10 protein-coding genes and 3 tRNA genes are annotated in these 14,210 nt (G+C 70.8%); 7 read left to right on the top strand and 6 right to left on the bottom strand.

What is annotated here, in order from left to right:
- Nucleotides 1-84: 84 nt before the first annotated feature.
- The 4 genes from IE247_RS10890 (at nt 85) to IE247_RS10905 (ending at nt 6,279) form a co-directional block, all read left to right on the top strand.
- Nucleotides 85-1,389, top strand: coding sequence for a deoxyguanosinetriphosphate triphosphohydrolase (locus IE247_RS10890; RefSeq protein WP_190122780.1), 1,305 nt, complete (start codon nt 85-87; stop codon nt 1,387-1,389).
- A 132-nt stretch (nt 1,390-1,521) separates the two neighbouring features.
- The gene (locus tag IE247_RS10895; RefSeq protein ID WP_190122781.1) at nt 1,522-2,784 is read left to right on the top strand and encodes an NAD(P)/FAD-dependent oxidoreductase; all 1,263 of its coding nucleotides are present in this window, start codon (nt 1,522-1,524) and stop codon (nt 2,782-2,784) included.
- A 54-nt stretch (nt 2,785-2,838) separates the two neighbouring features.
- The gene (gene dnaG / locus IE247_RS10900) at nt 2,839-4,758 is read left to right on the top strand and encodes a DNA primase (RefSeq protein ID WP_190122782.1); all 1,920 of its coding nucleotides are present in this window, start codon (nt 2,839-2,841) and stop codon (nt 4,756-4,758) included.
- A gap of 333 nt (nt 4,759-5,091) precedes the next feature.
- Entirely contained in the window at nt 5,092-6,279 is a 1,188-nt protein-coding gene (locus IE247_RS10905; protein WP_373305538.1) for an RNA polymerase sigma factor, read from the top strand.
- A gap of 94 nt (nt 6,280-6,373) precedes the next feature.
- On the opposite strand, the gene IE247_RS10910 is transcribed toward IE247_RS10905, so the two are convergent.
- The 4 genes from IE247_RS10910 to IE247_RS10925 all read right to left on the bottom strand — a co-directional run bounded on the left by IE247_RS10910 (nt 6,374) and on the right by IE247_RS10925 (nt 12,047).
- The gene (locus IE247_RS10910; RefSeq protein WP_190122783.1) at nt 6,374-8,293 is read right to left on the bottom strand and encodes an ABC transporter ATP-binding protein; all 1,920 of its coding nucleotides are present in this window, start codon (nt 8,291-8,293) and stop codon (nt 6,374-6,376) included.
- Nucleotides 8,290-10,023, bottom strand: a complete 1,734-nt coding sequence (locus IE247_RS10915) for an ABC transporter ATP-binding protein (protein WP_190122784.1) — start codon at nt 10,021-10,023, stop codon at nt 8,290-8,292. Before IE247_RS10915 ends, IE247_RS10910 begins: the two co-directional genes overlap by 4 nt.
- 242 nt (nt 10,024-10,265) lie before the next feature.
- A complete protein-coding gene (locus IE247_RS10920) occupies nt 10,266-11,711 on the bottom strand; it encodes an FGGY family carbohydrate kinase (protein ID WP_190122785.1) in 1,446 nt (481 codons plus the stop codon).
- A 36-nt stretch (nt 11,712-11,747) separates the two neighbouring features.
- Nucleotides 11,748-12,047 (bottom strand): YtxH domain-containing protein, encoded by a 300-nt coding sequence (locus IE247_RS10925; protein WP_190122786.1) that lies wholly within the window; start codon nt 12,045-12,047, stop codon nt 11,748-11,750.
- 181 nt (nt 12,048-12,228) lie between these two features.
- Between IE247_RS10925 and IE247_RS10930 the strand changes: the two genes are divergently transcribed.
- The 3 genes from IE247_RS10930 to IE247_RS10940 all read left to right on the top strand — a co-directional run bounded on the left by IE247_RS10930 (nt 12,229) and on the right by IE247_RS10940 (nt 12,632).
- A tRNA-Asn gene (locus tag IE247_RS10930) sits at nt 12,229-12,301 on the top strand.
- A gap of 5 nt (nt 12,302-12,306) precedes the next feature.
- Nucleotides 12,307-12,379 (top strand) — tRNA-Asn (locus tag IE247_RS10935).
- A gap of 179 nt (nt 12,380-12,558) precedes the next feature.
- Nucleotides 12,559-12,632, top strand: a tRNA-Ile gene (locus IE247_RS10940).
- A gap of 171 nt (nt 12,633-12,803) precedes the next feature.
- Here the strand turns inward: IE247_RS10940 and IE247_RS10945 are convergent.
- Entirely contained in the window at nt 12,804-13,142 is a 339-nt protein-coding gene (locus IE247_RS10945) for a hypothetical protein (RefSeq protein ID WP_190122787.1), read from the bottom strand.
- 41 nt (nt 13,143-13,183) lie between these two features.
- On the bottom strand, nt 13,184-14,071 hold the full coding sequence (locus IE247_RS10950; RefSeq protein ID WP_190122788.1) for a radical SAM/SPASM domain-containing protein: 888 nt from the start codon (nt 14,069-14,071) through the stop codon (nt 13,184-13,186).
- Nucleotides 14,072-14,210: the final 139 nt, after the last annotated feature.

Below are 14,210 nucleotides of genomic sequence, written 5' to 3' on the forward strand. Positions count from 1 at the left end.
GGGCGGCCCCGCCGACGACGAGAACCGGCCCCGCGCGGCCCACCGGCTGAGCGGCCTGTCACACCCTCCGGTTACCTTCGGGACATGGCAGGCACCACTGGCACCACCCCAGACCTGTACGACGACGCGGCCACTGAGCGCTGGGCCCCCGAGCCCGACAAGCGCCCCGGTCGGACCGCCTTCCAGCGCGACCGGGCCCGCGTGCTGCACTCCTCCGCCCTGCGCAGACTCGCCGGAAAGACGCAGGTCGTCACCCCCGGCAGCCGCCACCAGGCGGGAGACGCCAGCCCGCGCACCCGTCTCACCCACTCCCTGGAGTGCGCCCAGGTCGGCCGCGAGCTCGGCGCGGCCCTCGGCTGCGACCCCGACCTCGTCGAGGCCGCCTGTCTCTCCCACGACATGGGCCACCCGCCCTTCGGGCACAACGGCGAGGTCGCGCTCAACGACTTCGCCAAGGACTGCGGAGGCTTCGAGGGCAACGCCCAGTCGCTGCGCCTGCTCACCCGGATCGAGCCCAAGCGGTTCATCACCACCGACAGCGGCGACATGATCAGCGTCGGCCTCAACCTCACCCGGGCCGCCCTCGACGCCGCCACCAAATACCCCTGGCCCCGAGCCGGCCACCCCACCGACCCGCACTCGGTGAAATTCGGCGTCTACGAGGACGACCTGCCCGTCTTCGACTGGGTCCGCCGGGGCGCGCCCGAACACCGCACCTGCTTCGAGGCCCAGGTCATGGACTGGTCCGACGACGTCGCCTACTCCGTGCACGACTTCGAGGACGGCCTCCACGCCGGGCACCTCGACCCCCGCGCGCTGCTCGACGAGGACGAGCGCGCGGGCATCTGGAAGGTCGTGATCGGCCGGTACGCGCCCGCCGACACCGAGCCCGCGGAGCTGGCCGAGGCCCTCGACCGGCTCATCGGCCAGGAGTGGTGGCCCCAGGGCTACGACGGCTCCGCCCTCGCGCAGGCCCGCCTCAAGGACGCCGCCAGCCAGCTCATCGGCCGCTTCTGCCTCGCCGCCGAGACCGCCACCCGCCAGGCGTACGGCACCGGCCCCCTCACCCGCTACGGGGCCGAGCTGATCGTCCCCCGTGAAGCCCGGCTGGAGTGCGCCGTCCTCAAAGCCGTCGCCGACCGCTATGTGATGCAGCGCGCCGAGCAGGAGGCCCTCCGCCTCGATCAGCGCATCGTACTGACCGAGCTGGCGGAGGCCATCGCCGCCGGCGCGCCCGGGACACTCGACCCGCAGTTCAGCGCCCTGTTCGACGCCGCGCGGGACGACCGGGCGCGCGGTCGGGTGATTGTCGATCAGCTCGCCTCGCTCACCGACGCCTCCGCCCTCACCCTGCACTCCCAGCTCACGGCCGGGCGACGGGCCGGATGACCCGCCCGGAAGGGGCCCCTCGGCAGGACACGCCAAGACCACTCCCTCTTCCGCCGCCGTGCTCGGTGCGGGACGCTCCCTGAAGGTCCAGCGCGGAAACCGGAAGCGGAAGCCGGAAAGAGGAGGCATCAAGTGGTCGATGGACATCGGACATTCGTCATCGTCGGCGGTGGGCTCGCCGGGGCCAAGGCCGCCGAGACCCTCCGTGCCGAGGGATTCACCGGGCGGGTGATCCTCGTCGGCGACGAACGGGACCACCCCTATGAACGTCCACCGCTCTCCAAGGGCTACCTCCAGGGCAAGGAGGCCCGCGAGAGCGTCTTCGTCCACGAGCCCTCCTGGTACGCCCAGGCCGATGTCGAACTGCACCTCGGCCAGACCGTCGTCGCCGTCGACCGCGAAGCGAAGTCGGTACGGCTCGGCGACGGCACCGTCATCCACTACGACAAACTGCTGCTCGCCACCGGAGCGGAACCCCGTCGGCTGGACATCCCGGGCACCGGGCTGGCCGGGGTCCACCATCTGCGCCGCCTCGCCCACGCCGACCGGCTGCGCCAGGTTCTCGCCGCGCTCGGCCGGGACAACGGCCGGCTGGTCATCGCGGGCGCGGGCTGGATCGGCCTGGAGGTCGCGGCGGCCGCCCGCGGCTACGGCGCCGAAGTGACGATCATCGAGCCGGAGCCCACCCCCCTCCACCAGATCATCGGCCCCGAGCTGGGCCAGATCTTCACCGAGCTCCACCAGGACCACGGCGTCCGCTTCCACTTCGGGGCCCGGCTCACCGAGATCACCGGCCAGGACGGCATGGTCCTCGCCGTCCGCACCGACGACGGCGAGGAGCACCCCGCCCACCACGTCCTCGCCGCGATCGGCGCGGCCCCGCGCACCGCGCTCGCCGAGGCCGCCGGCCTCGCGCTCGCCGACCGGTCCCACGGCGGCGGCATCGCCGTGGACGCCGCCCTGCGCACCTCCGACCCCGACATCCACGCCGCCGGCGACGTGGCCGCCGCCCACCACCCCCTGCTCGGCTCCCGGCTCCGCGTCGAGCACTGGGCGAACGCCCTCAACGGCGGCCCGGCCGCCGCGCGCTCCATGCTCGGCCAGGACGTCTCCTACGACCGGGTGCCCTATTTCTTCTCCGACCAGTACGACCTCGGCCTCGAATACTCCGGCTGGGCCCCGCCCGGCTCCTACGACCAGGTGGTGCTGCGCGGCGACGCCGGAAAACGCGAGTTCATCGCGTTCTGGCTCAAGGACCGCCGGGTCCTCGCCGGGATGAACGTCAATGTGTGGGACGTCACCGACCCGGTCCAGGCCCTGATCCGGGCGGGCTCCCCGGTGGATCCCGACGCTCTCTGCGACCCCTCCGTGCCCCTGGAGTCACTGACCGGATGACGGGAGTTGTCCACAGCAGACGGGAGTGCCCGCCGTCCACCGTAGAATTCACGTGTGGCAGGCAGGATCAACGATGACGACGTCAAGGCGGTTCGGGACGCGGTCCCGATCGACGCCGTCGTTTCCGACTATCTCCAGCTGCGCAACGCGGGCGGCGGCAATCTGAAGGGGCTCTGCCCCTTCCACGACGAGAAGTCCCCCTCCTTCCAGGTCAGCCCCAGCAAGGGTCTCTTCCACTGCTTCGGCTGCCAGGAAGGCGGCGACACGATCGCCTTCGTGATGAAGATCGACCATCTCACCTTCTCCGAGACGGTCGAGCGGCTCGCCGCCACCGCGGGCATCACCCTGAGGTACGAGGAGGGCGGGTACAACCCCAGCCACCAGCGGGGCGAGCGGATCCGGCTGGTGGAGGCCCACAAGATCGCGGCCCAGTTCTACACCGAGCAGCTGGAGAAATCCGCCGAGGCCCAGACCGGCCGCGCCTTCCTCGCCGACCGGGGCTTCGAGTACGCCGCCGCCCAGCACTTCGGCGTCGGCTACAGCCCCCAGGGCTGGGACCATCTGACCCGCTTTCTGCGCGGCAAGGGCTTCAGCGACAAGGAGCTGATCCTCTCCGGCCTCTCCCAGGACGGCCGGCGCGGCCCCATCGACCGCTTCCGGGGCCGGCTGATGTGGCCCATCCGGGACATCTCCGGCGATGTCGTCGGCTTCGGTGCCCGCAAGCTCTACGAGAGCGACAACGGCCCCAAGTACCTCAACACCCCCGAGACCGGCATCTACAAGAAGTCCCAGGTGCTCTACGGCATCGATCTCGCCAAGAAGGAGATCGCCAAGACCCGCCGGGCCGTCGTGGTCGAGGGCTACACCGACGTGATGGCCTGCCATCTCGCGGGCGAGACCACCGCCATCGCCACCTGCGGCACCGCCTTCGGCGGCGACCACATCAAGATCCTCCGACGGCTGCTGATGGACAATGCCACCGCCGAAGTGATCTTCACCTTCGACGGTGACGCCGCCGGACAGAAGGCCGCGCTCCGCGCCTTCGAGGACGACCAGAAGTTCGCCGCCGAGACCTCGATCGCGATCACCCCCGGCGGTATGGACCCCTGTGACCTGCGGCTCGCCGAGGGCGACGAAGCCGTGCGCAAACTGGTGGAGACCCGCACCCCGCTCTTCGAATTCGCCATCCGCCAGGTCGTCACCCGCCACAACCTGGAGACCCCCGCGGGCCGGGCCGCCGCCCTCGACGAGGCCGCCCCCATCGTCGCGGGCATCAAGAACATCGCGATCCAGCACGAATCCGCCGTACAGCTCGCCGGAATCGTCGGCATCCTCGACACCCAGTTCGTCGTCAAGCGCGTCGCCCAGCTCGCCCGCTGGGCCCGCGACCGGGGCGGCCGGGGCCCCGCCCCCGCCTCCTCCCGGCCCGGCGGCGACCGCCAGAACCAGCCCCACGCCCAGGCCGCGCCCACGACGGGCTCCGGCCCCGCGATCAACCTCCGCAGCCCCGCCCACCGCACCGAGCGCGAGCTGCTCAAGCTCGCCCTCCAGCACCCCGGGCTGGTCTCCCCGGCCTTCGACGCCTACGGCGTGGACGAATTCACCGCCCCTCCCTACGCGGCGGTCCGCCAGACCATCGCGGAGGCCGGCGGCGCGGAGCAGGGCACGGCGGACAGCTCCGGCTATCTCGCCCGCGTCCGCGACGCCGCGGCCAACGACTCGGTGCGCGCCATGGTCACCGAGATGGCCGTCGAGGCCATCCACTCCAAGACCGTGGACGAGACCTACGCGGGGACACAGCTCGTCCAGGTCCGGCTGCGCGCGGTCGACCGCCGGATCGGCGAGGTCCAGGGCACCCTGGCCCGGCTGGGACAGCAGGCCGACCCCGAGCGCCACACCGCCGTCCAGAACGAGCTGTGGGTCCTCCAGCAGTACGGCCAGTCCCTGCGCAACCACGGCGCGGCGGCCCTCTGAGCCTCCCCGGCTTCCCCCGGTCCGGCGGCCGGGCCGCTCTTCCCTTACACCTGCCGGTCTCCCGTACAACAGAACACCACGGGATCCTCACACGGTAACCACTCGGTCACGCATTGGACTCAGAAAGTGGCCGCACGCCCCTCGTGGCGACTGTGTGTCGTACCCCACACTGGGTGCGGTGCCTGAGTCCTCGGAGCGCGGCCGCCCACCGGAAGTGGGCCACGCACCCCGGCGGATCCGTTCATCGTGTACGGGACGGACAGCGGCCCGGCCGCTCCGTCCCGCTGCCGCACGCCCGTGAACCGGCAGCGATCACCCTGGAGGTCGCCCCCCGTGCAGACCCAGACCCAGACCCTGGCCGGGAACCCGGCCGAGACCCTGGTCGAGACCTCGGCCGGCAACCCGACCGAGACACCCCCGGCGCAGCGCCCGGCCGGGACGGAGACCCTCGCGGCCGTCCCTCCGCAGCGGCTGCCCGCGAACCACCCCGAGTCCCGGCCGGCGAGGGCGGCGACCGCCGTCACCGCTGTCGAGGAAGCGGTCGAGGAAGCGGTGGAGGAGTCCGACCCGCCGGAGCCACCGCGCGCCGCGCGCGAGGCGAGCGGCGGCCCCTCGTCCGATCTCTTCCGGCAGTATCTGCGTGAGATCGGCAGAATCTCCCTGCTCACGGCGGCCGAGGAGGTCGAGCTGGCCCGCCGGGTCGAAGCCGGGCTCTTCGCCGAGGAGAAGCTGAGCAGCACCCCCGACATCAACAACTCCCAGCTCGCCGTCGACCTCGACCGGCTGGTGGTCATGGGCCGGGTGGCCAAGCGCCGGCTGATCGAGGCCAACCTCCGGCTGGTCGTCTCCGTCGCCAAACGCTATGTCGGCCGCGGACTGACCATGCTCGACCTCGTCCAGGAGGGGAACCTCGGACTGATCCGGGCGGTCGAGAAATTCGACTACGCCCGGGGCTACAAGTTCTCCACCTACGCCACCTGGTGGATCCGCCAGGCCATGTCCCGGGCCCTCGCCGACCAGGCGCGCACCATCCGCGTCCCCGTCCATGTGGTCGAGCTGATCAACCGCGTGGTGCGGGTGCAGCGCCGGATGCTCCAGGAGCGCGGCTACGAGCCGACGCCCCAGGAGGTCGCCGCCCAGCTCGATCTGCTGCCCGAGCGGGTCAGCGAGGTGCTGCGGCTCGCCCAGGAGCCGGTCTCCCTGCACGCCCCGGTGGGGGAGGAGGACGATGTCGCGCTCGGCGACCTCATCGAGGACGGCGACGCGGCCTCCCCCGTCGAGTCGGCGGCCTTCCTGCTGCTCCGCGAGCATCTGGAGGCGGTCCTCTCCACCCTCGGCGAGCGCGAGCGGAAGGTGGTCCAGCTGCGGTACGGGCTGATCGACGGCAGGCCGCGCACCCTGGAGGAGATCGGCCGGATCTTCGGCGTCACCCGGGAGCGCATCCGTCAGATCGAGTCCAAGACCCTCAACAAACTGCGCGACCACGCCTTCGCCGACCAGCTCCGGGGCTATCTGGACTGACACCCTCCGCAGCCCGCGCGGACCCGGGCCCCGGACCCGGGCCCCGGACCGGGGGCCCGTACCTGGGCCCGGAACAAGGCCCCGGCGGCCCGGCTCAGTCCACCTCCGCGACCGCCTCCGCGAACTGCGCCGAGTACAGCCGCGCGTACGCCCCGCCCGCCGACAGCAGTTCGTCATGACCGCCCTGCTCGACGATCGCGCCGTTCTCCATCACCAGAATCACATCGGCGTCCCGGATGGTGGAGAGCCGGTGCGCGATCACAAAGCTGGTACGCCCGTGGGAGAGCCGCGCCATCGCCTTCTGGATCAGCACCTCCGTACGGGTGTCGACCGAGCTGGTCGCCTCGTCCAGCACCAGGATCACCGGGTCGGAGAGGAACGCCCGCGCGATGGTGATCAGCTGCTTCTCGCCCGCGCTGACCCCGGAGCCCTCGTCGTCGATGACCGTGTCGTAGCCGTCGGGGAGCGTACGGATGAAACGGTCCGCGTGCGCGGCCCGCGCCGCCTCCTCGATCTCCGCACGGCCGACCTCGCGCGCGGACCCGTACGCGATGTTCTCCGCGATGGTGCCGCCGAAGAGCCAGGTGTCCTGGAGCACCATGCCGATCGCCGACCGCAGATCGTCCCGCGACATCCTGGCGACGTCCACCCCGTCGAGACTGATCCGGCCGCCCGTGACCTCGTAGAACCGCATCAGCAGATTGACCAGGGTAGTCTTGCCGGCCCCCGTCGGGCCGACGATGGCCACGGTGTGCCCCGGCTCCACGCTCAGCGACAGATCCTCGATCAGCGGCCGGTCCGGGTCGTACCGGAAGGAGACCTTCTCCAGCGAGACCTGCCCGGCGGGCCGCTCCGGCAGCTCCGCCGAAGCGGCGTCCGGCTCCTGCTCCTCGGCGTCCAGCAGCTCGAAGACCCGCTCGGCGGAGGCGACTCCCGACTGCACCAGATTCGCCATCGACGCCACCTGCGTCAGCGGCATGGAGAACTGCCGGGAGTACTGGATGAACGCCTGCACCTCGCCGATCGACAGCGTCCCCGACGCGACCCGGAGCCCGCCGACGACCGCCACCAGCACATAGTTGATGTTGGAGACGAAGAACATCAGCGGCTGCATCGCCCCGCTGTTGAACTGCGCCTTGAAACCGGCCTCGTACAGCGCCTCGTTCTGCTCGGCGAACTCCTCGGCCGACTCCTTCTGCCGCCCGAAGACCTTCACCAGCGCATGGCCGGTGTACATCTCCTCGATATGGGCGTTGAGCTTCCCGGTGGACCGCCACTGCTGGACGAAGTGCGGCTGGGAGCGCTTGCCCACCCGCGCCGCGATGAAGATCGACAGCGGCACCGTCACCAGCGCGACCAGCGCCAGCAGCGGCGACACCCAGAACATCATCGCCAGCACACCGACAATGGTCAGCAGCGAGTTGATCAGCTGGCCCATCGTCTGCTGCAAGGTCTGCGCGATGTTGTCGATGTCATTGGTGACCCGGCTGAGCACCTCGCCGCGCTTGGCCCGGTCGAAGTAGGACAGCGGCAGCCGCGAGAGCTTGGCCTGGACCTCCTCGCGCATCCGGAACACCGACCGGTTGATCACCTTGATCGACAGCCGACTCGCCACCAGGGCCAGCGCCCCGGAGACCAGGAAGAGCCCGAGCGCCACCAGCAGAATCTGTCCGACGGCGGTGAAGTCGATGCCGTGGCCGGGGGTGAAGCCCACCCCGGACAGCATGTCGGCGAGCCCGTCGTCGCCCTCGTTCCGCAGGCCCTCGATCGTCGCTTCCTTGGTGGAGCCCTCGGGCAGCTCCCGGCCGACGACCCCGGCGAAGATCCGGTCGGTCGCCCAGCCCAGCACCATCGGCCCGGCCACCGAGAAGCCGACGCTCACCACCGCCGCCGCGAGCATCGTCCACAGCAGCGCCCCGTCCGGCGCGAGCTGCCTCAGCAGCCGCTTGCCCGACCCCTTGAAATCCATGGACCGCTCGGCCGAGCCGCCCATCATCATCCGTGGCCCGCTCATGCCGCCTCAGCCTCCGTCAGCTGCGAGAGCACGATCTCGCGGTAGGTCTCATTGCCGGCCATCAGTTCACGGTGGGTGCCGGTGCCCACGACCCGGCCCTCGTCCAGGACCACGATCCGGTCGGCGTCCCGGATGGTGGAGACCCGCTGGGCGACGATGACCACGGTCGCCTCGGCGGTCTCCCGCGCCAGCGCCGCCCGCAGCGCCGCGTCCGTGGCGTAGTCGAGCGCCGAGAACGAGTCGTCGAAGAGATAGATCTCGGGCCGCTGCACCAGCGTCCGGGCGATCGCGAGCCGCTGCCGCTGCCCGCCGGAGACATTGGTGCCGCCCTGCGCGACGGGCGCGTCGAGCCCGCCGTCCAGCTCCCGGACGAAGTCGGCGGCCTGCGCCACCTCCAGCGCCTGCCACAGCTCCTCGTCGCTCGCGCCGGGCTGTCCGTACCGCAGATTGGTGGCCACCGTGCCGGAGAACAGATACGGCTTCTGCGGTACGAGACCGACGGTCCGCGCCATCAGCTCCGGTTCCAGTTCGCGTACGTCGACGCCGTCCACCAGCACCTCGCCGCCGGTGGCGTCGAAGAGCCGGGGCACCAGACCGAGCAGGGTGGACTTCCCGCTGCCGGTCGAGCCGATGATGGCGGTGGTCTCCCCGGGGCGCGCCGTCAGCGCGATCCGGTGCAGCACCGGCTGCTCGGCCCCGGGATAGCTGAACTCCACGTTCCGCAGCTCCAGGGAGCCCTGCCCGCGCAGCTTCCGTACGGGGGCGGCCGGCGGGACCACGCTCGAATCGGTGCCCAGCACCTCCTCGATCCGCTCGGCGCAGACCTCGGCGCGCGGCACCATCATGAACATGAAGGTGGCCATCATCACGGCCATCACGATCTGCATCAGATAGGCGAGGAACGCGGTGAGCGCGCCGATCTGGATCGCGCCGCTGTCGACCCGCTGGGCCCCGAACCAGACGACCGCGACGGAGGAGACGTTGACGACCGTCAGCACGGTCGGGAACATCAGCGCCATCAGCCGTCCGGTGCCCAGCGCCACATCGGTCAGCTCGGTGTTGGCCTCGCGGAAACGGTCCTGCTCATAGCCGTCGCGGACGAAGGCGCGGATGACGCGATTGCCGGTGATCTGCTCCCGCAGCACCCGGTTCACCGTGTCGAGACGTACCTGCATGGTGCGGAAGAGCGGTCGCATCCTCAGCACCAGCACGGTCACCGAGACGCCGAGCACCGGCACGACGGCCAGCAGCACGGCGGAGAGCGTCACATCCTGGCCGAGCGCCATGACGATGCCGCCGACGCACATGATCGGCGCGGAGACCATCAGGGTGAACGCGAGCAGGACCAGCATCTGGACCTGCTGGACGTCGTTGGTGGTACGGGTGATCAGCGACGGTGCCCCGAAATGCCCCATCTCGCGCGCGGAGAAGCTCTGCACCCGGTCGAAGACGGCCGCGCGCATGTCGCGGCCGAGGGCGGAGGCGGTGCGGGCGCCGTAGTAGACGGCTCCTATGTTGCAGACCACCTGCACCACGCTGATGGCGATCATCACCGAGCCGAGTTCGAGGATGCGGCCGGTGTCGCCCTTCACCACCCCGTCGTCGATGATGTCGGCGTTGAGATTGGGCAGATAGAGGGTGGCGCTGGTCTGCAGCAGTTGCAGCAGCACGAGCAGGGCGATCGGTTTCTTGTACGGACGCAAGTGTGTCCGCAGCAGCTGTATCAGCACGCGCTGTCTCTCGGGCTCGGCGAGGTGGGGCGAAGCGGGCGGGGCGAAGCGGGGGGACGGGATCGGGGGCATTCCATCTTGCTTCACCGAGGCCCATGAACCCCAACGGTTTGTTTCAAGGCCGGGTCAAGACGTGCCGGCCGCACCCGCCGACCCGCACCCGCCGACCGTCACTCGCCGCTCGCCCGGGGCCACGGGACTCCCGTACCTCGTCGTACCCCGTACCCCGCGACCGTCCTCGCTCACTGCCCCGGCGCGAAGGCTCCCGGGTGCAGCTGATCACGGGTGACGCTGTACTGCTGCCGCACCGCCTGGCCCGTGGCCAGCTCCTCGCCGGGCTCCAGCACCTGCACCGACGCGCCCTGCCAGACGGGCGGGGCGGCGGGCGACAGCGTCCCCTGCGAGACCCCGAGCGCCCAGGCGGCCTGCCGGGCCGCGCCCAGCGCCGCGTAGTCGGCGGGCTGCGGCACCACGACCTGCGCCCCGAAGATCCCCGGGGCCGCGGCCTGCACGGCGGGCAGCTCGGCGCTGGCGCCCAGCAGAAAGACCCGGCGTACCTCCACACCCCTGCCGCGCAGCACATCCATCGCGTCGGCGAGCGAGCAGAGCATCCCCTCGAAGGCGGCCCGCGCCAGATGCTCGGGCTTCATCGACTCCCGGCGCAGACCGCTCAGGGTGCCGGCGGTGTGCGGCAGCCGGGGGGTGCGCTCGCCCTCCAGATACGGCAGCAGCACCAGCCCGGAGGAGCCGGGCGTTGACTTCATCGCCAGCTCGGAGAGGGCTTCGAGATCGTCGAGACCGAGCATCTCGGCGGTGCCGCGCAGCACCCGCACGGCGTTGAGTGTGTGCACCACGGGGAGGTGCATTCCGGTGGCGTCGGCGTACGAGGTGATCATCCCGCTGGGGTCGGCGAGCGCCTCGTGGTGCACGGCGGTCACGGAACCGGAGGCTCCGAGTGAGACCACCGCATCGCCCGCGGCGACGCCGAGACCGAAGGCGGCGGCCATCGTCTCACCGGTGCCGGCGGAGATCAGCAGCCCCTCGGGGGTGGTCCCCGCCGCGTCGGCGGGACCGAGCACCTCCGGCAGACCGCACTGGTGGCCGAGGGCCAGCTCGACCAGATCCGAGCGGTACGAGCCGGCGGACGCCGACCAGTAACCGGTCGCGGACGCGCCGCCCCGGTCCGTGGTCCGCCGGGCGGGCCGGCCCAGCAGCTGCCAGACCAGCCAGTCGTGCGGCTGGAGCACTCCCGCCACCCGCTGGGCCGCCTGCGGTTCCTCACGGGCCAGCCAGCGCAGCTTGGCCACCGGGTGCGAGGCCTGCGGCACCGATCCGACCGCCTCGGCCCAGGCCTGCCGCCCGCCGAGCCCGTCGATCAGATCGGCCGCGGCGATCTGCGCCCGCTTGTCGTTGCCGACCAGCGCCGGGCGCACCAGCGTTCCCTGCTGGTCCAGGAGGACCAGCCCGTGCTGCTGCGCCGAGACCCCGATGGCCTGCACGCCTTCCAGCAGCCCCCCGGCCGCGGCCTCGCCGAGCGAGAGCAGCCAGGCCTGCGGGTCGATCTCGGTGGCCTTCGGGTCCACGGGGTGCGGGGCATAGCCCTGCCGCAGCACGGCACCCGTGTCCGCGTCACAGACGACGATCTGGGTGAACGCAGATGAACTGTCCAAGCCGGCGACTATCCCCATGGAGGGAGATTCTGCCCCACCCGGAGAGTGCCGGTGTCATGTGTTGCTGGTTCCCCACTCGTCCTCGCGGCCCGGGCCGCGCTCCCGCAGCGACCGCACCCGCTCGGCGACGGACTCCGGCACCCGGTCCCCGACCTTCGCACCGACGGTGTGCAGGGCCTTCCCCGCGACCTCGCGCCCGCTCTGCACGGCGGTCTCCGCCGCGTTGCGCACCGCGGGGTTCTGCGAGAACTGCCGCGCGCTCTTCCGCAGCTGCTCGTAGCGCTCGCGCCCGGCCCGCGTACCGAGGACGTAGCCGACGGCGAGTCCGACGACGAATGTGAGCTTGTACCGCATGGCGCTGTCACCCTTCGCTTGCCCTACGTCGGTGCCCGTCCGCCTACCCGGCCCGGCCCGTGATCACCCAGGACCCTACCGATTGGCGGAGCACCCCCCTGCTTGCGCTAATGTATGTGTCGCAGCGAACGCACGCCTTCCGGGGAGTCCCGGGCAGGTACGTTCGGTGCACGCGGTGCAATCCCCTGTAGCTCAATTGGCAGAGCAGCCGGCTGTTAACCGGCAGGTTACTGGTTCGAGTCCAGTCGGGGGAGCGCGATCCCCTGTAGCTCAATTGGCAGAGCATTCGGCTGTTAACCGGAGGGTTGCTGGTTCGAGTCCAGCCGGGGGAGCCGATACGGAAGAGGACCCCATGTGGGTCCTTTTTCGTATGTTCTGGCATGCCTGTGGAACCGGGCAGGGCGCAGCGCGCTCTTCACTGCTGGACGATGCCGACCATCCGAAGCAGGAGATCGTATGAGCGGCTATGCTGCGGCAGACGGCGCGCACATTTGTGCGCGACGCGCCGTTAGGGGCGGTAGCTCAGCCGGTTAGAGCAGCGGACTCATAATCCGTCGGCCGTGGGTTCGAGTCCCACCCGCCCCACTGCGAGCCGCAGGTGCAGAAACGATCTGACCAGCATGCGAGCGCCCCACCCGACTTAGCCGGGTGGGGCGCTTGATCGTTTGCTGGCCCCCTGCTGGCCCGAGAGGAAGGCGGGGAGGAGTGCTGGCCCGCCTGCGGCGGGGGACGCTGACAGGCCGGTGCGGCTTGGGTTCAGTCAGGGTGCCGGGCGGGTTGGGCGCGGAGCGCGGTGAGTCTGCGCAGGTAGATCTGCCCCGAGTAGTACGACGATTCCGCCGGGGTGGCGGTGTTCGTCTCGATGATGTGCTGGGCCGCCGCCTTCAGGGCCGCCGCCCAGGCGAGGGCGTGCTGTCGCCCGTCTCGGCCGCACTCCTGGGGCTCCCTGGGAAGGCACAGCGGGAGGTGGGGGCCTACCTTGTTCGCGGCATGGCGTACGTACATGGCGAGCCGCTCCCACTCCTCCTCGTGCCGCTCCACCGGGTCACCTTGGCCGTGAAGCCAGGTGGTCAGGTCGTCACCGTGATCATCCATAAGCGTGCCTCCGACTCGATCGGCGTGGTCACCGATCGTAGTCAGCTCGATGGGAGGCTTCGGCGGTAATCCGGGATGGCCTTGGACGGCAGGCAGGGCCCGCAGGCCGGCAGGCAGACCGGCCCGGCCGCGCAGACCTGGGTGGTTGCCTGCTCGATCTGTGTCCTCGCGGTCTCCATCTCGGTGCCGTTCCAGATGGCCGACAGAGGTGCCTCACGGATGTTGCCGACGGTGATGGAGCGGCCCATGGTGCACGGCCACACGTCGCCGTTGGGGCTGATCGCCAGTCGTCCCTGGGCGCAGTGTCCGCACAGGTCTGCGGGCGTGGGCTTGGCGCCCATGCTCGCCCGGCCGACGGGCCGTTGGCGGTCCCCGCTCAGGTCGTTCACGCCGAGGGCCTGGAGGTCCTGGTGCGCGGCCGGGCCGCGCTGGTCCGGCTGGACTTGAACCGTGGCACCTCTGATGGCCAGCCCTAGTTCCTTCGCCTTCTGGATGTTGGCGCGGGTGCGGGTGTGGGATCCCCGCCGGGTGGTGACCGTGTCGTGCTCGGCGGCCGTGTCCGAGTAGTACGAGGTCGCGAGGTCGACCCGCTGCTTCACGAAGGTCTCCCAGAGGGAATCGCTCACCTGGGTGAGGTTGCTGAAGACCTCGATCCCGGTGATGCTCCGGGTCCTGACGTGGTCGATCAGCTCCGCCAGGTGCGGGTAGAGGCAGGGCTCGCCGCCGATGAACTGGACGCTCTCAACGCCCATGTCGGCGAGCTGGTCGATCGTGTCCTTCCAGTCGTCCACGGCCATGGTGCCGTGGGTGCCCTTGGGGCTGGAGTCGGCGTAGCAGTGGGTGCATTCGAGGTTGCAGAACCCGGTGACCTCCAGCCAGGCGAACTTGAGCTGGAGTGGGGGGATGGGCGGTAAGACGGCAGGGTTCATCAGGCAATGTCCTTCTCGTTTGGTCAACCGGCCCCGGCCGTTCCCGCCGGGCTGGGCGGGGGGCTGGTGGCAGGTGTGGGTGCAGCGGATCGTGTGGACCGGAGTCTCGGCCGCCGTCTGGTGCGGGAGGCGTATCTCC

Origin of the sequence: Streptomyces inusitatus (assembly GCF_014651115.1) — a bacterium.
GTDB classification, from domain to species: Bacteria; Actinomycetota; Actinomycetes; order Streptomycetales; family Streptomycetaceae; genus Streptomyces; species Streptomyces amakusaensis.

Bases quoted from the DNA above. Each gene is read 5' to 3' on its own strand.
- IE247_RS10890 (WP_190122780.1), top strand. From the start codon at position 85: ATGGCAGGCACCACTGGCACCACCCCAGACCTGTACGACGACGCGGCC.
- IE247_RS10910 (WP_190122783.1), bottom strand. From the start codon at position 8,293: ATGAGCGGGCCACGGATGATGATGGGCGGCTCGGCCGAGCGGTCCATG.
- IE247_RS10920 (WP_190122785.1), bottom strand. From the start codon at position 11,711: ATGGGGATAGTCGCCGGCTTGGACAGTTCATCTGCGTTCACCCAGATC.
- IE247_RS10925 (WP_190122786.1), bottom strand. From the start codon at position 12,047: ATGCGGTACAAGCTCACATTCGTCGTCGGACTCGCCGTCGGCTACGTC.
- IE247_RS10945 (WP_190122787.1), bottom strand. From the start codon at position 13,142: ATGGATGATCACGGTGACGACCTGACCACCTGGCTTCACGGCCAAGGT.
- IE247_RS10950 (WP_190122788.1), bottom strand. From the start codon at position 14,071: ATGAACCCTGCCGTCTTACCGCCCATCCCCCCACTCCAGCTCAAGTTC.